The sequence below is a fragment of the Serratia sp. CY47280 genome (genome assembly GCF_052168655.1).
In the GTDB taxonomy this organism is placed as follows: Bacteria; Pseudomonadota; Gammaproteobacteria; order Enterobacterales; family Enterobacteriaceae; genus Serratia; species Serratia bockelmannii.
Genome location: NZ_JBJNMG010000002.1, coordinates 263,965 through 284,880, shown reverse-complemented (window position 1 = coordinate 284,880; position 20,916 = coordinate 263,965). Strand labels below are relative to the sequence as shown.

The following is a 20,916-nucleotide window of genomic DNA, read 5'->3' as shown; positions in this document are numbered from 1 at the left end:
ATTTCCTTCTCCCTCAGCGTCAGTTTGAATTTAATTCGTTCATGGCAGCAAAAGGTTTCAGCCTGCCTGCATTAAAAATCCTCATTATAACTTTACGCCCCGCCAATAGCTGATATTGCCGGCGAGCGGAAAACCCTTACCCCTAATGAATGAGGCTACCATGAGCACAAATAACATTATTAATGCCGTCGCCGCCGATGACGCGGCCATTATGCCGTCTATCGCCAATAAAAAGATCCTGATGGGTTTCTGGCACAACTGGGCCGCCGGCGTCAGTGACGGCTATCAGCAAGGCCAGTTCACCAATATGAACCTGACCGACATTCCCGCCGAGTACAACGTGGTGGCCGTCGCCTTTATGAAAGGCCAGGGCATCCCGACCTTCAAACCTTACAACCTGTCCGACGCCGAGTTTCGCCGCCAGGTAGGCGTGCTGAACAGCCAGGGCCGCGCGGTGCTGATCTCCCTCGGCGGCGCAGACGCGCATATCGAGCTGAAAACCGGCGACGAAGACAAGCTGAAAGACGAGATTATTCGCCTGGTGGAAGTCTATGGCTTCGACGGCCTGGATATCGATCTGGAACAGGCGGCGATCGGCGCCGCCAATAATAAAACCGTCTTGCCTGCGGCGCTGAAAAAAGTAAAAGACCATTACGCCGCCCAGGGGAAAAACTTTATTATCAGCATGGCGCCGGAATTCCCGTATTTGCGCACCAACGGCACCTACCTGGATTATATTAACGCCCTCGAAGGCTATTACGACTTTATCGCGCCGCAATATTATAACCAGGGCGGCGACGGTATTTGGGTGGATGAACTCAATGCCTGGATCACGCAGAATAACGACGCCATGAAAGAGGACTTCCTCTACTACCTGACGGAAAGCCTGGTTACCGGCACCCGCGGCTATGCGAAGATCCCGGCGGCGAAATTCGTCATCGGCCTGCCGAGCAACAACGATGCCGCCGCCACCGGCTACGTGGTCAACAAACAGGCGGTGTATAACGCTTTCTCGCGTCTCGACGCCAAAAACCTGTCGATCAAGGGCCTGATGACCTGGTCAATCAACTGGGATAACGGCAAGAGCAAAGCCGGCGTCGCCTACAATTGGGAGTTCAAAACCCGCTATGCGCCGCTGATTCAGGGCGGCGTCACCCCGCCGCCGGGAAAGCCTAATGCGCCGACGGCGCTGACGGTCTCCGAGCTGGGCGCCACCTCGCTGAAACTGAGCTGGGCCGCCGCCACCGGCGCCTCACCGATCGCCAGCTACACCGTCTACCGCAACGGCAACCCGATCGGCCAAACCGCCGGTCTGTCGCTGGCCGACAGCGGTCTGACGCCGGCAACCCAGTACAGCTACTTCGTTACCGCGACCGACACCCTGGGCAATACCTCCCTGCCGAGCAGTGCGCTGGCGGTCAAAACCGCCAACGACGGCACGCCGCCCGATCCGGGCGCGCCCGAATGGCAGAACAACCACAGCTACAAAGCCGGCGACGTCGTGAGTTATAAAGGCAAGAAATACACCTGTATTCAGGCGCACACCTCCAATGCCGGCTGGACGCCGGATGCCGCGTTCACCCTCTGGCAGCTCATCGCCTAATCGCTAATCGATTGCCGGTCAAACTGGCCGGCAATCCCGCCATCACGCTAAAAATTGCATAATCGACAATTTTTTACGCCGATAACTGAAAATCCGTTAAAAATCTCAGCCACACAAACAACTATTTCTCAGCGCATGGCTAAAACGCTTGCATCCTCCGCAGCTTTTGGCGCATTTTCATAACCACAGCGCAGCAAAACCGCGTTATCGCTGATAAATCGGCAATGCTGCCCATAACAGTAAAAACAACATCACAGTCATAAAAGCCCGTTAGGAGAGTTGTATGTGTTCTATTTTCGGTGTGCTCGATCTGAAGTCCGATCCCGTTGAACTGCGTAAGAAAGCGCTGGAGCTGTCACGTCTGATGCGCCACCGCGGCCCGGATTGGTCCGGCGTTTACGCCAGCGACAAAGCCATTTTGGCCCACGAACGCCTGTCGATCGTCGACGTCAACAACGGCGCTCAACCGCTGTACAACGCTGCGCACACCCACGTTTTGGCGGTCAACGGCGAAATTTACAACCACCAGGCGCTGCGCCAACAGCTGAGCGACCGCTATGCGTTCCAGACCGGTTCCGACTGTGAAGTAATCCTGGCGCTGTATCAGGAGAAAGGACCGGACTTCCTCGACGATCTGCAAGGCATGTTCGCTTTTGCCCTGTATGACACTGAAAAAGACGCCTACCTGATCGGCCGCGATCACCTGGGCATCATCCCGCTATACATGGGCCATGACGAACACGGCAACCTGTACGTTGCCTCGGAAATGAAAGCGCTGGTGCCGGTGTGCCGCACCATCAAGGAATTCCCGGCCGGCAGCTACCTGTGGAGCCAGGACGGTGAGATCCGCGAATATTATCGCCGCGACTGGTTCGATTACGACAGCGTCAAGGACAACGTGACCGACGCCGCCGCCCTACGCACCGCGCTGGAAGAGTCGGTGAAAAGCCACCTGATGTCCGACGTGCCTTACGGCGTGCTGCTGTCGGGCGGGCTGGATTCCTCGGTCATCTCGGCGATCACCAAGAAGTACGCTGCGCGCCGCGTGGAGGATCAGGAACGCAGCGAGGCCTGGTGGCCGCAGCTGCACTCCTTCGCCGTCGGGCTGGAAGGCTCGCCGGATCTGCGCGCCGCGCAAGAGGTGGCTAACCACCTGGGCACCGTGCACCATGAGATCCACTTCACCGTGCAGGAAGGGCTGGACGCCATCCGCGACGTGATTTATCACATCGAAACCTACGACGTCACCACCATTCGCGCCTCGACGCCGATGTACCTGATGTCGCGCAAAATCAAGGCGATGGGCATCAAGATGGTGCTTTCCGGCGAAGGCGCGGACGAAGTGTTCGGCGGCTACCTGTACTTCCATAAGGCGCCGGACGCCCGCGAATTCCACGAAGAGACCGTGCGCAAACTGCTGGCGCTGCACATGTTCGACTGCGCGCGCGCCAACAAGGCGATGTCCGCCTGGGGCGTCGAAGCCCGCGTGCCGTTCCTGGACAAGAAATTCCTCGACGTGGCGATGCGCATCAACCCGAAAGATAAAATGTGCGGCAACGGCAAAATGGAAAAACACATCGTTCGCGAATGTTTCGAGTCCTATTTGCCCGCCAGCGTGGCCTGGCGCCAGAAAGAGCAGTTCTCCGACGGCGTCGGCTATAGCTGGATCGACACGTTAAAAGAGGTGGCTGCGCAGCAAATTAGCGATCAACAGCTCGAAACCGCGCGTTTCCGCTTCCCGTACAACACGCCAACGTCGAAAGAAGGCTACCTGTACCGCGAAATCTTCGAAGAGCTGTTCCCGCTGCCGAGCGCCGCCGAATGCGTACCGGGCGGCCCGTCCGTCGCCTGCTCGTCCGCCAAGGCCATCGAGTGGGATGAATCGTTCAAGAAGATGGACGATCCTTCCGGCCGCGCCGTTGGCGTGCACCAGGCCGCCTATAAATAATTGCGCGGCATTTCCCTCAGGGCGGGCCTTTTGGCCCGCCTTTTTGTTGCCTTTTCCCCCCGCCAACTGCCTGAATTGCCGATTTTATCGCCATAATGTTCACAACCCAGACAAACGGCGCTTCCGGGCGCTTTTTCGGGAAAAAACTTGTTGACGCAAATCGGTCATATACGCATAATGCGCCCCGCAACGCCGATGAAGGCAAAGCAAAAAAAGAGGGCTACGTAGCTCAGCTGGTTAGAGCACATCACTCATAATGATGGGGTCACAGGTTCGAATCCCGTCGTAGCCACCATCTCTTTTTTGTATTTGCGGGAGTGGCGAAATTGGTAGACGCACCAGATTTAGGTTCTGGCGCCGCAAGGTGTGCGAGTTCAAGTCTCGCCTCCCGCACCATTTCTCTTCATCGTCGGCGCAGTATGTTGATGGGGTATCGCCAAGCGGTAAGGCACCGGTTTTTGATACCGGCATTCCCTGGTTCGAATCCAGGTACCCCAGCCATATTCTTTCGGGAATGGGGTTTCAACATAAGATTTGTTTGCAGGTGGGGTATCGCCAAGCGGTAAGGCACCGGTTTTTGATACCGGCATTCCCTGGTTCGAATCCAGGTACCCCAGCCATAACAAACTGCTTGCAAATCAAAGAAGTAAAAAGTAACATCGGCTACGTAGCTCAGCTGGTTAGAGCACATCACTCATAATGATGGGGTCACAGGTTCAAATCCCGTCGTAGCCACCATAATTGGGGTGTCGCCAAGCGGTAAGGCTCTGGTTTCTGATACCAGCATACCCAGGTTCGAATCCTGGCACCCCAGCCATATTTAGAAAAGCCCGCTTCGGCGGGCTTTTTGCTGTCTGGCGTTCAGCCCATCCTAACGGGCCCAGCCACCGCTGAGCCCTGTCGGTTACAATCCCAACGCGTACTTCAACGCATGTTCTTTCAGCTTGCCCGCCCGCTGCGCGGCCATCAGCGCCAGATTGCGCGCGACGTTCAGCGGCGCCAGGTTATTGCTGAAGGCGGTATAAAACAGATCCATGCCGCTCTGCATCAGCAGATTGTCGGTACGGCGGCGACGCTGATAACGCAGCAGTACCGCCTCGCTGCTCCAGTCCTCTCCCTGATCCCGCGCCTCGCTCAGCACGTTCAGCAAGGCATCCACATCGCGATACCCCAGATTGACGCCCTGCCCGGCCAGCGGGTTGATGGTATGCGCCGCATCGCCCACCAGCGCCAGCCCCGGCAGCACGTAGCGCTGCGCATGACGCCGCGTCAGCGGGAACGATCCGGCAGCGTGCACCTTGACCGGGCCCAGTCGCGCCGGAAAAGCGGTAGCGATTTCGCGCTCCAGCTGCGCCGGCGGCATCGCCTGCAGTTGGCGAATGCGCTGCGGGCTGTCATACCACACCAGCGACGCCCAGCTGTCGTACAGCGGCAGGAAGGCGCGGGGCCCGGACGGGAAGAAGCGCTGCCAGGTCACATCCTGCTGCGGCGCGCCGGTATCGACGGTGATCAACATGCACGCCTGACGATATTGCCAGCCGTTGGTGCCGATCGCCGCCAGCTTGCGCACCTGCGAGTTGGCCCCGTCGGCACCGACAACCAGCCGCGCTTGCAGCGTCTCGCCGCTGTCCAGCGTCAGCTGCCAGGCATTGTCCGCCCGCTGCAGCGATTGCAGCCTGGCGGGGCACAGCAGCGTCAGGTTGGCGCACTGCGCTAACTGTTGCCACAGCCCCAGCTGCAGAATGCGGTTTTCCACCATAAAGCCCAGCTCGGGCAGCCCCAGGGACACCGCGTCGAACGCCACGCGCGACGACGCCCACTCCCAGGTCTCCAGCCGGCGATACGGCGCCGTACGCATCGCCGTCACGGCCTGCCAGGTGCCGAGCTGTTTCAGCAGCCCCACCGAGGTGCAGCCGATCGCGGAAATGCGCAGGTCCGGCGGGCTTTGCGCCTCGAACGCCTGCGGCGCCTGATGTTCCAGCAACGCCACCGACCAGCCCGCCTGCGCCAGCCCCAGGGCCGCCGCCGCGCCGACCATGCCGCCACCCACCACCACCGCGTCATACCGATTTTGAGATGTCTTCATATTGGCTATGTTTTCTATGTGAATGCTCGCCATCCCACCCGACATGGCGTTTTGCGCAGTGTACCGGATTTTCGCTTCGGCTTCAGGTTGCGTGCCATTTTCCCCCGCGCTGGTCACAACGGCGGCAAATGATTACAATACGCGCCCTGCATGTCGCGTAACGCAACTTTCGCTCCGCACTGAGTAATGGCAAGTCAATGACGAAAAAACTACATATCAAAACCTGGGGCTGCCAGATGAATGAGTACGATTCATCGAAAATGGCCGACCTGTTGAACAGCACGCACGGCTTCGAGTGGACCGACAACGCCGAGGAAGCGGACGTGCTGTTGCTGAACACCTGCTCGATCCGTGAAAAAGCGCAGGAGAAAGTTTTCGCCATGCTGGGGCGCTGGCGCTTGCTGAAAGAGAAGAACCCGTCTGTCATCATCGGTGTCGGCGGTTGCGTGGCCTCGCAAGAAGGCGAACTGATCCGCAGCCGCGCGCCTTGCGTCGACGTGGTATTCGGCCCGCAGACCCTGCACCGCCTGCCGGAAATGATCAATCACGTTCAGGGCACCCGCAGCCCGGTGGTCGATATCAGCTTCCCGGAGATCGAAAAATTCGACCGCCTGCCGGAGCCGCGCGCCGAAGGCCCGACCGCCTTCGTGTCGATCATGGAAGGCTGCAACAAATACTGCACTTTCTGCGTGGTGCCTTACACCCGCGGCGAGGAAGTGAGCCGCCCGAGCGACGACGTGCTGTTCGAAATCGCCCAGCTGGCGGCGCAGGGCGTGCGCGAGGTCAACCTGCTCGGCCAAAACGTCAACGCTTACCGCGGCGCGACGCATGACGGCGATATCTGCTCGTTCGCCGAACTGCTGCGCCTGGTGGCGGCCATCGACGGCATCGATCGCATTCGCTTCACCACCAGCCACCCGATCGAGTTCACCGACGACATTATCGCGGTGTACGAAGACACGCCGGAGCTGGTCAGCTTCCTGCATCTGCCGGTGCAGAGCGGTTCGGACCGCATCCTGACCATGATGAAACGCGCGCACACCGCGCTGGAGTATAAGGCGATTATCCGCAAGCTGCGCAAGGCGCGGCCGGCCATCCAGCTGAGCTCCGATTTCATCGTCGGTTTCCCGGGCGAAAGCCAGGCCGACTTCGAACAGACCATGAACCTGATCGCCGACGTCAACTTCGACGTCAGCTTCAGCTTCATCTATTCGTCGCGCCCCGGTACGCCGGCGGCGGACATGGTCGACGACGTCAGCGAAGAAGAGAAAAAGCAGCGGCTGTACATTCTGCAGGATCGCATCAACCAGCAGGCGCTGCAGTTCAGCCGCCGCATGCTCGGCACCGTACAGCGCATTCTGGTGGAGGGCACCTCGCGTAAAAGCGTGATGGAGCTGGCCGGGCGCACGGAGTGCAACCGTGTGGTAAACTTCGAAGGCACGCCCGACATGATCGGCCAATTTGTCGACGTGGAAATTACCGAGGTGCTGACCAACACCCTGCGTGGCGCAGTGGTGCGCACCGAACAGCAGATGGATCTGCGCGTACATGAATCCCCGCAGTCGGTGATCGCCCGTACCCGCAAAGAAAACGCGCTGGGCGTCGGCATTTACCAGCCCTGACGCCGCGGCGGCCGCCTTATCGCCGCCCGTTCGCGCTACTCCTTACCGTTTCTCCGCCGGGCGTCCGCGCCCGGTGATGTTCTTTTTTTATTTTTTTATTGTTGAAGAGGCGACATAACATGCAACTCCCACACTGCCCGAAGTGCAACTCCGAATACACCTACCAGGACAATGCCCTGTTCATCTGCCCTGAGTGCGCCCACGAGTGGAGCGACAGCGCCCCGGCGGAAGATCAGGACGCGCTGATCGTCAAAGACGCCAACGGCAACCTGCTGGCGGACGGCGACGCGGTCACCGTGATCAAGGATCTGAAGGTCAAAGGCAGCTCCTCGATGCTGAAGATCGGCACCAAGGTGAAAAACATTCGCCTGGTGGAAGGCGATCACAACATCGACTGCAAAATCGACGGTTTCGGCCCGATGAAGCTGAAATCCGAGTTCGTGAAAAAGAACTGATTCCCAGCGGCCTTGTTCTGTGATGACGCGGCGGGCTTTGCGCCCCGCCGCGTTTTTTCCTTATCTTCCCTTGAATTCCGCCGACGGCGCACAGATAGATCAGCGGTAAACTTGCGCCGTTGCGGCGCACCATGAATAATTCAAGAAAGAGAGTATTCAGGCTCGCCCTGAACGCGCGCGTCCCGGACGCGCTATGTGACATCAACCAGGCCCGATGTGACCTAGAGGAATAGTTTGAACGTCGCAACACAAGAAATTTTGTTAGAGCCCGCAGACAACAAGCGTTTGCTCAGCCTGTGCGGCCCGTTTGATGACAACATCAAGCAACTCGAGCGCCGATTGGGCATCGAAATCAATCGCCGCGACAACCGTTTCAAGCTGGTCGGCAAAAACCTGTGCGTGGTTGCCGCCGCCGATATCCTGCGCCATCTGTACGTGGATACCGCTCCGATTCGCGGCCTGATCCCGGATATCGATCCGGAGCAAATCCATCTGGCGATCAAAGAGAGTCGGGTGCTGGAACAGGTGGCGGACAGCGTGCCGGATTACGGCAAGGCGGTCACCATCAAAACCAAGCGCGGTATGGTGAAACCGCGCACGCCTAACCAGGCGCAGTACATCGCCAATATTCTCGATCACGACATCACCTTCGGCATCGGCCCGGCGGGCACCGGCAAAACCTACCTGGCGGTCGCCGCTGCGGTGGATGCGCTGGAACGCCAGGAAATTCGCCGCATACTGCTGACCCGCCCTGCGGTCGAAGCCGGCGAAAAGCTGGGCTTCCTGCCCGGCGATCTGAGCCAGAAGGTTGATCCTTATCTGCGCCCGCTGTACGACGCCTTGTTCGAAATGCTGGGCTTCGAGCGCGTGGAGAAGCTCATTGAGCGCAACGTGATCGAAGTCGCGCCGCTGGCCTATATGCGCGGCCGCACGCTGAACGACGCCTTTATCATCCTGGATGAGAGCCAGAACACCACCATCGAGCAGATGAAGATGTTCCTGACACGCATCGGCTTCAACTCGAAGGCGGTCATCACCGGCGACGTCACCCAGATCGACCTGCCGCGCAACCAGAAATCCGGCCTGCGCCATGCGGTGGAAGTGCTGTCGGACGTTGAGGAGCTGAGCTTCAACTTCTTCCACAGCGAAGACGTGGTGCGCCACCCGGTGGTGGCCCGCGTGGTCATCGCCTATGAGGCCTGGGAAGCCGCCGAACAGAAACGCAAAGACGCGATTGCCGAGCAACGTAAGCGCGAGGCGCTCGCCGCCTCCGAGCAGGAGACACCATGAGTCAGGTGATTTTGGATCTGCAGATTGCCTGTGAAAGCAGCGACGGCCTGCCGGATGAGGCCACCTTCCAGCGCTGGCTGGAAGGCGTGCTGCCGCAATTTCAGGAAGAGGCCGAGGTCACCGTGCGTCTGGTGGACGAAGCGGAAAGCCACGAGCTGAACCTGACCTACCGCGGCAAAGACAAGCCGACCAACGTGCTCTCTTTCCCGTTCGAAGCCCCGCCGGGCATCGAGCTGCCGCTGCTCGGCGATCTGATCATCTGCCGCCAGGTGGTTGAGCAGGAAGCGATTGAGCAAGGCAAAACGCTGGAGGCCCACTGGGCGCATATGGTTGTCCACGGCAGTCTTCATCTGCTAGGGTATGACCACATCGAAGACGATGAAGCCGAAGAAATGGAGTCTTTGGAAACCGAAATCATGCACGGACTGGGTTATCCTGATCCGTACCTGGCGGAAAAAGACCCCGTCTGACGTCAGCCGTTTACCCCACAGCCCCCATGCGGGGCTGTCGCTGACGCCCCTTAACTCTGACATGAGTGACAGTAACTAAAACGCCATGAGCGACGACCATTCACAAAGCAATGACAGCCCCAGTCCCAAGAAGGGGTTCTTTACTCTTATCCTTAACCAGCTGTTCCACGGCGAGCCCAAAAACCGTGGCGATCTGGTCGAGCTGATCCGTGATTCCGAACAAAACGACCTGATCGATCCCGATACCCGCGACATGCTGGAAGGCGTGATGGATATCGCCGAACAGCGCGTGCGCGACATCATGATCCCCCGCTCCCAAATGGTGACGCTCAAGCGCAACCAGACGCTGGAAGAGTGCCTGGACGTGATTATCGACTCCGCCCACTCGCGCTTCCCGGTGATCAGCGAAGATAAAGATCACATCGAAGGCATCCTGATGGCCAAGGATCTGCTGCCGTTCATGCGCGCAGACTCCGAGCCGTTCAGCATCGACAAAGTGCTGCGTACCGCGGTGGTGGTGCCGGAAAGCAAGCGCGTCGACCGGATGCTGAAAGAGTTTCGCTCCCAGCGCTATCACATGGCGATTGTCATTGACGAATTCGGCGGCGTGTCCGGCCTGGTCACCATCGAAGATATCCTGGAGCTGATCGTCGGCGAGATTGAAGACGAATACGACGACGAAGACGATCTGGATATCCGCCAGCTCAGCCGCCACATGTACACCGTGCGCGCGCTGGCGCCGATCGAAGACTTCAACGACGCCTTCGGCACCCATTTCAGCGACGACGAGGTCGATACCATCGGCGGTCTGGTGATGCAGGCCTTCGGCCACCTGCCGGCGCGCGGGGAAACCATTGAAATCGAAGGTTACCTATTTAAAGTTGCCATGGCAGACAGTCGACGTATCATCCAGGTTCATGTAAAAATTCCGGACGACTCTCCACCACCGAAACTGGAAGATTAAATCCAACATGGCTAAAGCCTCATTACTTGAACGCCAGTGGGTTCGCGCCCTGCTGGCGCTGTTGTCAGGTGCCGGCGGGACGCTGGCGTTCTCGCCCTACGATTTCTGGCCCGCGGCCATCGTCTCCCTGTTCGGCCTGCTGGCCGTTACCCTCAATCGCACCACCAAACAGTCCGCCCTGCTCGGCTTTGTCTGGGGCTTCGGGCTGTTCGGCAGCGGCATCAACTGGGTGTATGTCAGCATCGCCGATTTCGGCGGCATGCCCTTCGCCGTCAACGTCTTCCTGGTGGTACTGCTCGCCGCTTACCTGTCGCTGTATACCGGGCTGTTCGCCGGGCTGCTGACGCGCCTGTGGCCGGCCACCCGCTGGTGGCGGCTGGCCATCGCCGCGCCGGTGCTGTGGCAGGTGACCGAATTCCTGCGCGGCTGGGTGCTGACCGGCTTCCCGTGGCTGCAGTTCGGCTATAGCCAGATCAACGGCCCGCTGAAAGGCATCGCGCCGCTGCTGGGCGTCGACGCCATCACCTTTGTGCTGATGGCCATCGCCGGCCTGCTGGTGTACGCCGTCAATCAGCGCCGTCTCTCGGCAGCCGTGATTGCCGCCGCGCTGCTGCTGTTGCCGTGGCCGCTGCGCCAGCTGCAGTGGTTTACCCCGCAGCCGGAGAAAGCGGTGAACGTCGCCATGGTGCAAGGCAACATCGCTCAATCGATGAAATGGGATCCGAAAGCGCTGGTCAGCACGCTGCAAACCTATCTGGACGAAACCCGTCCCTACATGGGCAAGGCGCCGATCGTCATCTGGCCGGAATCCGCCATTCCGGATTATGAAGCCAATCAGAACGGCTTCCTGACGATGATGGACGACCTGATGCGGGCGAAGAACAGCAGCCTGATCACCGGCATCGTCGACGTGCGTGCCACGCCGCAGGGCCAGCAAATCTACAACAGTGCCATCGTGCTCGGTGAACCGACGCCGTACAGTTACCCGGCCAACGATCGCTACAACAAGCACCACCTGGTACCGTTCGGCGAGTTCGTGCCGCTGGAGACGCTGCTGCGGCCCCTGGCGCCGTTCTTCGACCTGCCGATGTCCTCCTTCAGCCGCGGCGACTACGTACAACCGCAGCTCAGCGTACGCGGCTACAACCTGACGGCGGCCATCTGCTACGAAATCGTGTTGGGCCAGCAGGTGCGCGATAACTTCCGCCCGGACACCAACTTCCTGCTGACCATCTCCAACGATGCCTGGTTCGGCCACTCCATCGGCCCGTGGCAGCACTTCCAGATGGCACGCATGCGGGCGCTGGAGCTCGGCCGACCGCTGCTGCGCAGCACCAATAACGGCGTCACCGCCGCGGTGGACGCGAATGGCGAGGTGATCGCCGAGATCCCGCAGTTCACCCGTCAGGTACTCGAAGTGAAAGTCACGCCGACCACCGGCGTCACGCCTTATGCGCGCTTCGGCGCCACGCCGCTGTGGGTGATGACCCTGTTGCTGGGCGGCTGGGCGCTGATGTTGGGCCTGCGCCGCAAATAGCCCTCTTCGTCGGGGCGCACCCGCTGCGCCCCGCTTTCCCGTCAAATCTTCCCTCAGTCAGAAAACGCCGTTAAATCAACGCGGCTGGCACACTCCTTGCTTTTATCTATGGCGACATCGCGCGCCGGTTTACTTTTGCTGACGTTTTGTCGCACCTGCGCACATTTTGGGTGCATTGAACGCACCGCATGGGTGCGCCGACGTTTTGTTGCATTGATTTGGTGCGCGCGGCGTCTCAAAAAATGAAACATTTTAGTTTCAAGGTGTTCACAATCGGTTATTTTTTAACAGCGTTCAGTTCATAAGACTATCTTTATAACTTGAGCAATAAACAGTCGATTTAACCTGACGCTCTTTAGTCAGAGCCACAACAACAGTAAAGGAGTTGGACCATGCAAATGCGTAAATTGGCGTTATCGTTACTGCTGCTCGGTGCGGCAGGTAGCGTGGCGCACGCGGAAGACCTGACCGGTACGCTGAAGAAAATCAAAGACAATGGCGTGATCGTTGTCGGCCACCGCGAATCGTCAGTGCCGTTCTCCTACTACGACAACCAACAAAAAGTTGTGGGCTACTCTCAGGACTACTCCAACCAAATCGTTGAAGCCGTTAAGAAAAAGCTGAATGCACCGAATCTGCAGGTGAAAATGCTGCCGATTACCTCGCAGAACCGCATCCCGCTGCTGCAAAACGGCACCTATGATTTCGAGTGCGGCTCCACCACCAATAACCTCGAGCGCCAGAAACAGGCCGCCTTCTCCGACACCATTTTCGTGGTCGGCACCCGCTTGCTGGTGAAAAAAGGCTCCGACATCAAAGACTTTAAAGACCTGGCCGGCAAACCGGTGGTGGTCACCTCCGGCACCACCTCCGAAGTGCTGCTGAACAAGCTGAACGACAGCGGCAAGATGAACATGCGCATCATCAGCGCCAAAGACCACGGCGACTCCTTCCGCACTCTGGAAAGCGGCCGCGCGGTGGCCTTCATGATGGACGACGCCCTGCTGGCGGGCGAGCGCGCCAAGGCCAAGAAGCCGGATCAGTGGGAAATCATCGGCACACCGCAGTCGAAAGAAGCCTACGGCTGCATGCTGCGTAAAGACGATCCTGCGTTCAAGAAACTGGTCGATGACACTATCGCCCAGGCGCAAACCTCCGGCGAAGCGGCCAAGTGGTTTGATAAATGGTTCAAGCAGCCGATTCCACCGAAAAACCTCAACATGAACTTCGAACTGTCGGACGACATGAAGCAGCTGTTCAAAGAACCTAACGACAAGGCATTGAACTAAATAGAATGACAGCCGGGGCGGCCGCCAGGCCAAACCGGCCCAGTTGATGACTGGGACAGACAGGTATGAGGGGGGCCGTTCCCCTCCCTCATTTTCCCCAAGGCGCATCACCGACATCCGCACACAATAAGCCAGCCAGACTGGCCGCGCGGCGATCGGCGCTCATCAAGTCATCAATCTTCGGCGCTCTGCGCCCGTTTACCGGAGTTTGTTATGTCAATAGATTGGAACTGGGGTATCTTCCTGCAGCAGGCCCCGTTTGGGAACACCACTTACCTCGGCTGGATCTGGTCCGGCTTTCAGGTCACGGTGGCCCTCTCCGTCTGTGCATGGATTATCGCTTTCTTCGTCGGTTCGCTGTTCGGTATCTTGCGTACCGTACCCAACCGCTTTCTTTCCGCCCTCGGCACCTGTTACGTCGAACTGTTCCGCAACGTGCCGCTGATCGTGCAATTCTTTACCTGGTATCTGGTGATCCCCGAGCTGCTGCCGGCCAATATCGGCACCTGGTTTAAAAGCGAGCTGGATCCCAACGTGCAGTTCTTCGTCTCTTCCATGCTTTGCCTGGGATTGTTTACCGCCGCCCGCGTTTGCGAACAGGTGCGCGCCGCCATCCAGTCCCTGCCGCGCGGCCAGAAAGCGGCCGGGCTGGCGATGGGCCTGACGCTGCCGCAAACCTACCGCTACGTGTTGCTGCCGAACGCCTACCGGGTGATCGTGCCGCCGATGACCTCGGAGATGCTCAACCTGGTCAAAAACTCCGCCATCGCCTCTACCATCGGGCTGGTGGACATGGCCGCGCAGGCCGGCAAGCTGTTGGATTACTCCGCACACGCCTATGAATCCTTTACCGCCATCACGCTGGCTTATATCGGCATCAACGCCGTTATCATGCTGTTTATGCGTCTGGTCGAAAAGAAAGTGCAGTTGCCTGGCAACCTGGGGAGTAAATAATGTACGAATTTGACTGGGCGTCGATCGTCCCAAGCTTCCCGTTTCTGCTGCAGGGCATGGTAATCACGCTGAAGATCACCGTGACCGCCATCGTGGTCGGCATTCTGTGGGGTACCGTGCTGGCGGTGATGCGCCTGTCGCCGTTCAAACCGATCAGCTGGTTCGCCACCCTGTACGTCAACCTGTTCCGCTCGGTGCCGCTGGTGATGGTGCTGCTGTGGTTCTACCTGGTGGTTCCAAGCTTATTACAACAGGTTCTAGGCTTATCGCCGAAAACCGATATTCGCCTGATCTCGGCTATGGTAGCCTTTTCCCTGTTTGAAGCGGCCTATTACTCGGAAATCATCCGCGCCGGCATCATCAGCATCTCGCGCGGCCAATCCTCCGCCGCGCTGGCGCTGGGCATGACCCATTGGCAATCCATGCGGCTGGTGATCCTGCCGCAGGCGTTCCGCGCCATGGTGCCGCTGCTGCTGACCCAGGGCATCGTCCTGTTCCAGGATACCTCGCTGGTTTACGTACTGAGCCTGGCCGACTTCTTCCGCACCGCGTCGACCATCGGCGAACGCGACGGCACCCAGGTTGAAATGATCCTGTTCGCCGGCTTTGTCTATTTTGTTATCAGCCTCGCCGCCTCGGCGCTGGTAAGCTATTTGAAGAAAAGGACTGTTTGATGATATCCCTGAAAAATGTTTCTAAGTGGTACGGTCACTTTCAGGTGTTGACCGATTGCACCACCGAAGTGAAAAAAGGCGAAGTGGTCGTCGTCTGCGGTCCTTCAGGTTCCGGCAAGTCCACCCTGATCAAAACCGTCAACGGCCTCGAGCCGATCCAGCAGGGCAATATCCTGGTGAACGGCACGCCGGTCAACGACAAGAAAACCAACCTGGCGCAGCTGCGTGCCAAGGTAGGCATGGTGTTCCAACACTTTGAGCTGTTCCCGCACCTGTCTATCATCGACAACCTGACGCTGGCGCAGGTGAAAGTGCTCAAGCGCGACAAATCCGCCTCACGCGAGAAGGGTCTGAAGCTGCTGGAGCGCGTCGGCCTCTCCGCCCATGCCAACAAGTTCCCCGGTCAGCTGTCCGGCGGCCAGCAGCAGCGCGTCGCCATCGCCCGTGCGCTGTGCATGGATCCTATCGCCATGCTGTTCGATGAGCCGACCTCTGCGCTCGATCCGGAAATGATCAACGAAGTGCTGGACGTGATGGTCGAACTGGCGAACGAAGGCATGACCATGATGGTGGTAACCCACGAAATGGGCTTCGCCCGCAAGGTGGCGAATCGAGTGATCTTTATGGACGAAGGCAAAATCGTCGAAGACCGCAACAAAGACGATTTCTTCAACAACCCCGAGTCCGATCGCGCCAAGGATTTTCTGGCCAAGATCCTGCACTAAACGCTCTGCCTATGCGCCCCGCCAGGGGCGCATCTTTTCCCCCGGCACTAAAAGCGCTTGTTTCTCCCCGGTTTTGATCCGATGCTCGCTGGATAACAAACAGAGGAGAAAGAACATGCCCCGCCCTATTATCATCGATTGCGATCCCGGCCTCGACGACGCCATCGCGCTGGCTATGGCGCTGCGTTCGTCAGAACTGGACATCAAAGCCATCACCACCTCCGCCGGCAACCAGACGCCGGAGAAAACCCTGCATAACGCGCTGGGCCTGTTGACCCTGATGCAGCGCGAGGACATACCGGTCGCCGCCGGCGCCAGCGGCCCGCTGATGCGCGAACTGGTGATCGCCGACTATGTCCACGGCAAAACCGGCATGGGCAACACCCACCTGCCGACGCCGACAATCAAACCCGATCCCCGCGGCGCCGTCGAGCTGATCGCCGACTTGCTGCGCGCCAGCCCGCAGCCGATAACCCTGGTGGTGACCGGCCCGATGACCAATATCGCCCTGCTGCTGGCCCAGCATGCCGAGCTGAAAAGCCATATCGAACGCATCGTATTCATGGGCGGCGGTATGAACGCCGGCAATACTACGCCTGTCGCGGAGTTCAACATCTTCGTCGATCCCGAAGCCGCCGAAATGGTGCTGAAATCCGGGGTGCCGCTGACCATGGCCGGGCTGAACGTCACCCATCAAGCGCTGGTGTTGCCGCAGGATATCGAGCGCATTCGCCAGATAGACAATCCGGTCGCGCAGGCGGTCGCGGAGATGCTCGATTTTTACCTGCCGCTGTACCTCAGCCATCCGCGCGGCCTGCCCGGCGCTGCGATGCACGATCCCTGCACCATCGCCTGGCTGCTGGCGCCGCAGCTGTTCACCGGCGTAGAACGCTGGGTCGGTGTGGAGACCAAAGGGGAATACACCGTCGGCATGACGGTGGTGGACTATTTCCAGCAAACCGGCAACGCGGCCAACGTGGAAGTGCTGACCAGCATCAACCGCGAGGGTTTTATCGATCTGCTGGCCGAGCGCCTGGCGCGTTATTGATCCCATCGGGGCGCGCTCGCGCCCCTCATTCAACTTTTTTGATTTAACTCAGCGAATTTTTGCGCTATCACTGTTGATGGCTTGCCTCTACCATGCGTTTACACCGACTGACATCGTCACCGATTAAACTTCGCCTGGAGATAAGCCAATGAGCCGCGTACTGGTCCTGAAATCAAGTATTCTGGGTGAATATTCCCAGTCTGGAAAATTAGTCGATTTTTTTGTTGAACAATGGCGTGAAGCTCACCCAGAAGACACGTTCACCGTGCGCGACTTGGCTAACCCAACGCTGCCGGAGCTGGATGGCGAAGTGATGGCTGGCTTTACCGCCGGCGACAACCCGCTGACGCCGCATCAGCAGAGCACCCTGGCGCTTTCCGATGAGCTGATTGCCGAGCTGAAGTCGCACGACACGCTGATCATCAGCGCCCCGATGTACAACTTCAACATCCCGACGCAGCTGAAAATCTACTTCGATCTGATCGCCCGCGCCGGTCAGACGTTCCGCTACACCTCCGCCGGTGCCGAAGGGCTGGTGACGGGCAAGAAAGCGATCGTCATCTCCAGCCGCGGCGGCATCCACGCCGACACGCCGACGGATCTGATCACGCCGTACGTGAAGCTGTTCCTGGGCTTTATCGGCATCACCGACGTTGAATTCGTGCTGGCGGAGGGCTTCGCCTACGGCCCGGAAGCGGCGGAGAAAGCCGCCCAGGACAGCCGCGTCGCGGTCGCGCAGAAAATCCCGGCCGGCGTCGCCGTACCGGCCAGCGCACCGGCGCAGGCGCAAGCCGCCCCAGCAGCCGTCAGCGGCGGTTTCCTGAGCAACCTGCTGAAGAAACTGTTCCGTTAAACGCCGGCCTTAGCGTTCCCCGCCCTGGCGGGGAACGTCATCAAGGCTCAAACGGCCGACGCTGGAACTGGTCGTGACCGCATTTCGGGCAAAGCGGCAGCACCTCCGGCGTGTAAAACGCCAGATGGTAGTGACACTGCTCGCACACCAGATTGCCCAACCCCACCACTTCACCGCTGTGATAAACGCCGTGATGGCTGACATCCTTGAACACTTCACGCCACTCCAGCTGGGTTTTGTCGGTGATATCCGCCAGTTCCTGCCACAGGCTCTCTTTGATCACCCGCATAAACACGCTGTCGGTAAACTCGTCCCGGCTTTCCTGATAGCTGCGGGCGAACTCTTCCAGATCGCGCCGCACCGCCTGCGTCACCTGCCGCACCTCGTCGCGGGTCAGATCTTCGGCCTCGTTCAACCGCCGCTCCGCGCTGGCCACCAGTTCGTCGATATCGCGTTCACCGTTTTTCAGGCGTTCGGTCAGTGATGCCACCAATTCGCGGTAATACTGAGCAACCTTGTTCATAGACTCTCCTCGATAAACGCTGCGCCGGGCTTGGCTGTAGGGATACCCCTAAGCTACTTGTTCTTATTTTAGCCGTAAATGACTGATGTCACTTGGCAAGACGCGGGATCCGCAGGTTGTGAGCCGCGTCATGGCGGCGTTTTTTTTAAATGCGCCGAGTCAGGCGCTTGGAGTTGTTGCCGAGAGGTCTTATCAGCTATGCTATGCGGATCTACGAATACTAAATGTTCATTGCGTTGCCTCTGACCGGGGCAACGGTTTACACCTACAGGACCACCGGCCGCCATGCAAGAGCAATACCGTCCAGAAGACATAGAATCGAACGTACAGCTTCACTGGCAAGAGAAGCAGACTTTCAAAGTTACCGAAGACGACAGCAAGGAAAAGTACTACTGCCTATCCATGCTGCCTTACCCGTCCGGCCGACTGCACATGGGCCACGTTCGTAACTACACTATCGGCGACGTGATCTCGCGCTATCAGCGCATGCTGGGTAAAAACGTACTGCAGCCGATCGGCTGGGATGCGTTCGGCCTGCCGGCGGAAGGTGCGGCGGTGAAAAACAACACCGCACCGGCCCCGTGGACCTACGACAACATCGAATACATGAAGAACCAGCTGAAACTGCTGGGCTTCGGCTACGACTGGGATCGCGAAATCGCTACCTGCCAGCCGGAATACTACCGCTGGGAACAGTGGTTCTTCACCAAGCTGTATGAAAAAGGCCTGGTCTACAAGAAGACCTCGGCGGTGAACTGGTGTCCGCACGATCTGACCGTGCTGGCCAACGAACAGGTTATCGACGGCTGCTGCTGGCGCTGCGACACCAAGGTCGAGCGTAAAGAGATCCCGCAGTGGTTCATCAAAATCACCGCTTACGCCGATCAGCTGCTGAACGATCTGGACACGCTGGAAAGCTGGCCGGAGCAGGTGAAAACCATGCAGCGCAACTGGATTGGCCGCTCCGAAGGCGTGGAAATCACCTTCGACGTGGCGGACAGCGAAGAGAAGCTGACGGTTTACACCACCCGTCCCGACACCTTCATGGGCGCCACCTACGTGGCGGTCGCCGCGGGCCACCCGCTGGCGCAACAGGGCGCGCGCAACAATCCGGCGCTGACCGACTTCATCGACGAATGCCGCAACACCAAAGTGGCCGAAGCCGAAATGGCGACGATGGAGAAGAAAGGCATGCCAACCGGCCTGTTCGTTGTCCACCCGCTGAGCGGCGAGAAGCTGCCGGTGTGGGTCGCCAACTTCGTGCTGATGGAATACGGCACCGGCGCCGTGATGGCGGTACCGGCGCACGACCAGCGCGACTGGGAATTCGCCACCAAATACGATTTGCCGATCAAACCGGTGATCCTGAACCTCGACGGCAGCCAACCTGATGTGAGCGCCGAAGCGATGACCGACAAAGGCGCGCTGTTCAACTCCGGCGAGTTTGACGGTCTGGACAACGAAGCCGGCTTTAACGCCATCGCCGACAAACTGGTCGCCAAGGGCGTGGGCCAGCGCAAGGTCAACTACCGTCTGCGCGACTGGGGCGTCTCCCGTCAGCGTTACTGGGGCGCGCCAATCCCGATGGTGACGCTGGAAGACGGCACCGTGATGCCGACGCCGGAAGATCAGCTGCCGGTGATCTTGCCGGAAGACGTGGTCATGGACGGCATCACCAGCCCGATCAAGGCCGACCCTGAGTGGGCGAAGACCACCGTTGACGGCCAGCCGGCGCTGCGTGAAACCGACACCTTCGACACCTTTATGGAGTCTTCCTGGTACTACGCGCGCTATACCTGCCCGCAGTACGACCAGGGCATGCTGGATCCGGCCGCCGCCAACTACTGGCTGCCGGTCGATCAATATATCGGCGGTATCGAACACGCCATCATGCACCTGATGTACTTCCGCTTCTTCCACAAGCTGATGCGCGATGCGGGCCTGGTGGATTCCGACGAGCCGGCCAAGCGCCTGCTGTGTCAGGGCATGGTGCTGGCCGACGCCTTCTACTACACCGGCAACAGCGGCGAGCGCGTCTGGGTATCTCCGGTTGACGCCACCGTCGAGCGTGACGACAAGGGCCGCATCATCAAGGCCACCGATCCGCAAGGCCGTGAACTGGTCTATGCTGGCATGAGCAAAATGTCGAAGTCGAAGAACAACGGCATCGACCCACAGGAAATGGTGGAAAAATACGGCGCGGACACCGTGCGTCTGTTCATGATGTTCGCTTCACCGGCAGAAATGACGCTGGAGTGGCAGGAGTCCGGCGTGGAAGGGGCTAACCGCTTCCTGAAACGCGTGTGGAAACTGGCCTACGATCACGTGGCAAAAGGCGCGGTACAGCCGCTGGACGTGGCGGCGCTGAACGAAGATCAGAAAGCGCTGCGCCGCGATCTGCACAAAACCATCGCCAAAGTGACCGACGATGTCGGCCGCCGTCAGACCTTCAACACCGCGATCGCCGCCGTGATGGAGCTGATGAACAAGCTGGCCCGCGCGCCGCAGGAGAGCGAGCAGGATCGCGCGCTGCTGCAGGAAGCGCTGCTGGCCGTGGTTCGCATGCTGTATCCGTTCACCCCGCACGTGTGCTTCACCCTGTGGCAGGCGCTGGGCGGCGAAGGCGACGTGGACACCGCGCCATGGCCGGTTGCCGACGAACAGGCGATGGTCGAGGACTCCAAGCTGGTGGTGGTGCAGGTGAACGGCAAGGTTCGCGCTAAAATCACCGTATCTGCCGATGCGACCGAAGAGCAAGTGCGCGCGCGCGCTGCCGAAGAGCATCTGGTGGCTAAATATCTGGACGGCGTCACGATTCGCAAAGTGATCTACGTTCCGGGCAAACTGCTTAACCTGGTTGTGGGTTAACACAAGG

The 20,916-nt window shown here is 59.2% G+C and carries 17 protein-coding genes and 6 tRNA genes; 21 read left to right on the top strand and 2 right to left on the bottom strand.

Going from position 1 to position 20,916, the window contains the following annotated elements; translation table 11 throughout:
- The first annotated feature begins 160 nt into the window (after positions 1-160).
- The 8 genes from ACJ8J4_RS10750 to ACJ8J4_RS10715 all read left to right on the top strand — a co-directional run bounded on the left by ACJ8J4_RS10750 (position 161) and on the right by ACJ8J4_RS10715 (position 4,368).
- Positions 161-1,603, top strand: a complete 1,443-nt coding sequence (locus tag ACJ8J4_RS10750) for a carbohydrate-binding protein (RefSeq protein ID WP_060447626.1) — start codon at positions 161-163, stop codon at positions 1,601-1,603.
- 283 nt (positions 1,604-1,886) lie between these two features.
- Positions 1,887-3,551 carry an asparagine synthase B gene (gene asnB / locus ACJ8J4_RS10745; RefSeq protein ID WP_004939961.1) on the top strand — a complete coding sequence of 555 codons (1,665 nt, stop codon included), beginning with the start codon at positions 1,887-1,889 and terminating at the stop codon, positions 3,549-3,551.
- A gap of 218 nt (positions 3,552-3,769) precedes the next feature.
- A tRNA-Met gene (locus ACJ8J4_RS10740) sits at positions 3,770-3,846 on the top strand.
- Positions 3,847-3,862: 16 nt separating this feature from the next.
- A tRNA-Leu gene (locus ACJ8J4_RS10735) sits at positions 3,863-3,947 on the top strand.
- A 30-nt stretch (positions 3,948-3,977) separates the two neighbouring features.
- Positions 3,978-4,052 (top strand) — tRNA-Gln (locus ACJ8J4_RS10730).
- 44 nt (positions 4,053-4,096) lie between these two features.
- A tRNA-Gln gene (locus ACJ8J4_RS10725) sits at positions 4,097-4,171 on the top strand.
- A gap of 41 nt (positions 4,172-4,212) precedes the next feature.
- Positions 4,213-4,289: transfer RNA gene (locus ACJ8J4_RS10720), tRNA-Met, on the top strand.
- A 4-nt stretch (positions 4,290-4,293) separates the two neighbouring features.
- A tRNA-Gln gene (locus ACJ8J4_RS10715) sits at positions 4,294-4,368 on the top strand.
- 87 nt (positions 4,369-4,455) lie between these two features.
- Here the strand turns inward: ACJ8J4_RS10715 and ubiF are convergent.
- Positions 4,456-5,637, bottom strand: a complete 1,182-nt coding sequence (gene ubiF / locus ACJ8J4_RS10710; protein WP_197835195.1) for a 3-demethoxyubiquinol 3-hydroxylase — start codon at positions 5,635-5,637, stop codon at positions 4,456-4,458.
- Positions 5,638-5,834: 197 nt separating this feature from the next.
- Between ubiF and miaB the strand changes: the two genes are divergently transcribed.
- The 12 genes from miaB to ACJ8J4_RS10650 all read left to right on the top strand — a co-directional run bounded on the left by miaB (position 5,835) and on the right by ACJ8J4_RS10650 (position 17,518).
- A complete protein-coding gene (gene miaB / locus ACJ8J4_RS10705; protein ID WP_025301853.1) occupies positions 5,835-7,259 on the top strand; it encodes a tRNA (N6-isopentenyl adenosine(37)-C2)-methylthiotransferase MiaB in 1,425 nt (474 codons plus the stop codon).
- Between the two features lie 119 nt (positions 7,260-7,378).
- Entirely contained in the window at positions 7,379-7,714 is a 336-nt protein-coding gene (locus tag ACJ8J4_RS10700) for a zinc ribbon domain-containing protein YjdM (protein WP_004939967.1), read from the top strand.
- A gap of 234 nt (positions 7,715-7,948) precedes the next feature.
- On the top strand, positions 7,949-9,004 hold the full coding sequence (locus ACJ8J4_RS10695) for a PhoH family protein (protein WP_149570298.1): 1,056 nt from the start codon (positions 7,949-7,951) through the stop codon (positions 9,002-9,004).
- Positions 9,001-9,474, top strand: a complete 474-nt coding sequence (ybeY, locus tag ACJ8J4_RS10690) for an rRNA maturation RNase YbeY (RefSeq protein ID WP_016928766.1) — start codon at positions 9,001-9,003, stop codon at positions 9,472-9,474. The genes ACJ8J4_RS10695 and ybeY overlap by 4 nt, the downstream gene beginning before the upstream one ends.
- 85 nt (positions 9,475-9,559) lie before the next feature.
- Positions 9,560-10,438, top strand: a complete 879-nt coding sequence (corC, locus tag ACJ8J4_RS10685) for a CNNM family magnesium/cobalt transport protein CorC (RefSeq protein ID WP_025301851.1) — start codon at positions 9,560-9,562, stop codon at positions 10,436-10,438.
- A 7-nt stretch (positions 10,439-10,445) separates the two neighbouring features.
- The gene (gene lnt, locus ACJ8J4_RS10680; RefSeq protein ID WP_197835193.1) at positions 10,446-11,975 is read left to right on the top strand and encodes an apolipoprotein N-acyltransferase; all 1,530 of its coding nucleotides are present in this window, start codon (positions 10,446-10,448) and stop codon (positions 11,973-11,975) included.
- Positions 11,976-12,367: 392 nt separating this feature from the next.
- The gene (locus ACJ8J4_RS10675; protein WP_025301849.1) at positions 12,368-13,264 is read left to right on the top strand and encodes an amino acid ABC transporter substrate-binding protein; all 897 of its coding nucleotides are present in this window, start codon (positions 12,368-12,370) and stop codon (positions 13,262-13,264) included.
- A gap of 213 nt (positions 13,265-13,477) precedes the next feature.
- Positions 13,478-14,218 (top strand): amino acid ABC transporter permease, encoded by a 741-nt coding sequence (locus tag ACJ8J4_RS10670; RefSeq protein WP_019454074.1) that lies wholly within the window; start codon positions 13,478-13,480, stop codon positions 14,216-14,218.
- Positions 14,218-14,892, top strand: a complete 675-nt coding sequence (gltK, locus tag ACJ8J4_RS10665; protein ID WP_025301848.1) for a glutamate/aspartate ABC transporter permease GltK — start codon at positions 14,218-14,220, stop codon at positions 14,890-14,892. The genes ACJ8J4_RS10670 and gltK overlap by 1 nt, the downstream gene beginning before the upstream one ends.
- Complete coding sequence (locus ACJ8J4_RS10660) at positions 14,892-15,617, top strand: amino acid ABC transporter ATP-binding protein (RefSeq protein WP_025301847.1); 726 nt, start codon at positions 14,892-14,894, stop codon at positions 15,615-15,617. Before gltK ends, ACJ8J4_RS10660 begins: the two co-directional genes overlap by 1 nt.
- 115 nt (positions 15,618-15,732) lie before the next feature.
- Complete coding sequence (gene rihA / locus ACJ8J4_RS10655; RefSeq protein ID WP_043135761.1) at positions 15,733-16,665, top strand: pyrimidine-specific ribonucleoside hydrolase RihA; 933 nt, start codon at positions 15,733-15,735, stop codon at positions 16,663-16,665.
- A gap of 148 nt (positions 16,666-16,813) precedes the next feature.
- Complete coding sequence (locus tag ACJ8J4_RS10650) at positions 16,814-17,518, top strand: FMN-dependent NADH-azoreductase (protein WP_049206176.1); 705 nt, start codon at positions 16,814-16,816, stop codon at positions 17,516-17,518.
- 40 nt (positions 17,519-17,558) lie between these two features.
- On the opposite strand, the gene ACJ8J4_RS10645 is transcribed toward ACJ8J4_RS10650, so the two are convergent.
- Complete coding sequence (locus tag ACJ8J4_RS10645; protein WP_025301844.1) at positions 17,559-18,041, bottom strand: zinc ribbon-containing protein; 483 nt, start codon at positions 18,039-18,041, stop codon at positions 17,559-17,561.
- 285 nt (positions 18,042-18,326) lie between these two features.
- On the opposite strand from ACJ8J4_RS10645, the gene leuS reads away from it, so the two are divergent.
- The gene (gene leuS, locus ACJ8J4_RS10640; protein ID WP_141970419.1) at positions 18,327-20,909 is read left to right on the top strand and encodes a leucine--tRNA ligase; all 2,583 of its coding nucleotides are present in this window, start codon (positions 18,327-18,329) and stop codon (positions 20,907-20,909) included.
- Positions 20,910-20,916: the final 7 nt, after the last annotated feature.

Coding starts and splice junctions, on each gene's coding strand:
- ybeY (WP_016928766.1), top strand. CDS start 9,001: ATGAGTCAGGTGATTTTGGATCTGCAGATTGCCTGTGAAAGCAGCGAC.
- lnt (WP_197835193.1), top strand. CDS start 10,446: ATGGCTAAAGCCTCATTACTTGAACGCCAGTGGGTTCGCGCCCTGCTG.
- ACJ8J4_RS10660 (WP_025301847.1), top strand. CDS start 14,892: ATGATATCCCTGAAAAATGTTTCTAAGTGGTACGGTCACTTTCAGGTG.
- ACJ8J4_RS10650 (WP_049206176.1), top strand. CDS start 16,814: ATGAGCCGCGTACTGGTCCTGAAATCAAGTATTCTGGGTGAATATTCC.
- ACJ8J4_RS10700 (WP_004939967.1), top strand. CDS start 7,379: ATGCAACTCCCACACTGCCCGAAGTGCAACTCCGAATACACCTACCAG.
- miaB (WP_025301853.1), top strand. CDS start 5,835: ATGACGAAAAAACTACATATCAAAACCTGGGGCTGCCAGATGAATGAG.
- ACJ8J4_RS10670 (WP_019454074.1), top strand. CDS start 13,478: ATGTCAATAGATTGGAACTGGGGTATCTTCCTGCAGCAGGCCCCGTTT.
- rihA (WP_043135761.1), top strand. CDS start 15,733: ATGCCCCGCCCTATTATCATCGATTGCGATCCCGGCCTCGACGACGCC.
- ubiF (WP_197835195.1), bottom strand. CDS start 5,637: ATGAAGACATCTCAAAATCGGTATGACGCGGTGGTGGTGGGTGGCGGC.
- asnB (WP_004939961.1), top strand. CDS start 1,887: ATGTGTTCTATTTTCGGTGTGCTCGATCTGAAGTCCGATCCCGTTGAA.
- ACJ8J4_RS10750 (WP_060447626.1), top strand. CDS start 161: ATGAGCACAAATAACATTATTAATGCCGTCGCCGCCGATGACGCGGCC.
- ACJ8J4_RS10675 (WP_025301849.1), top strand. CDS start 12,368: ATGCAAATGCGTAAATTGGCGTTATCGTTACTGCTGCTCGGTGCGGCA.
- leuS (WP_141970419.1), top strand. CDS start 18,327: ATGCAAGAGCAATACCGTCCAGAAGACATAGAATCGAACGTACAGCTT.
- ACJ8J4_RS10645 (WP_025301844.1), bottom strand. CDS start 18,041: ATGAACAAGGTTGCTCAGTATTACCGCGAATTGGTGGCATCACTGACC.
- gltK (WP_025301848.1), top strand. CDS start 14,218: ATGTACGAATTTGACTGGGCGTCGATCGTCCCAAGCTTCCCGTTTCTG.
- corC (WP_025301851.1), top strand. CDS start 9,560: ATGAGCGACGACCATTCACAAAGCAATGACAGCCCCAGTCCCAAGAAG.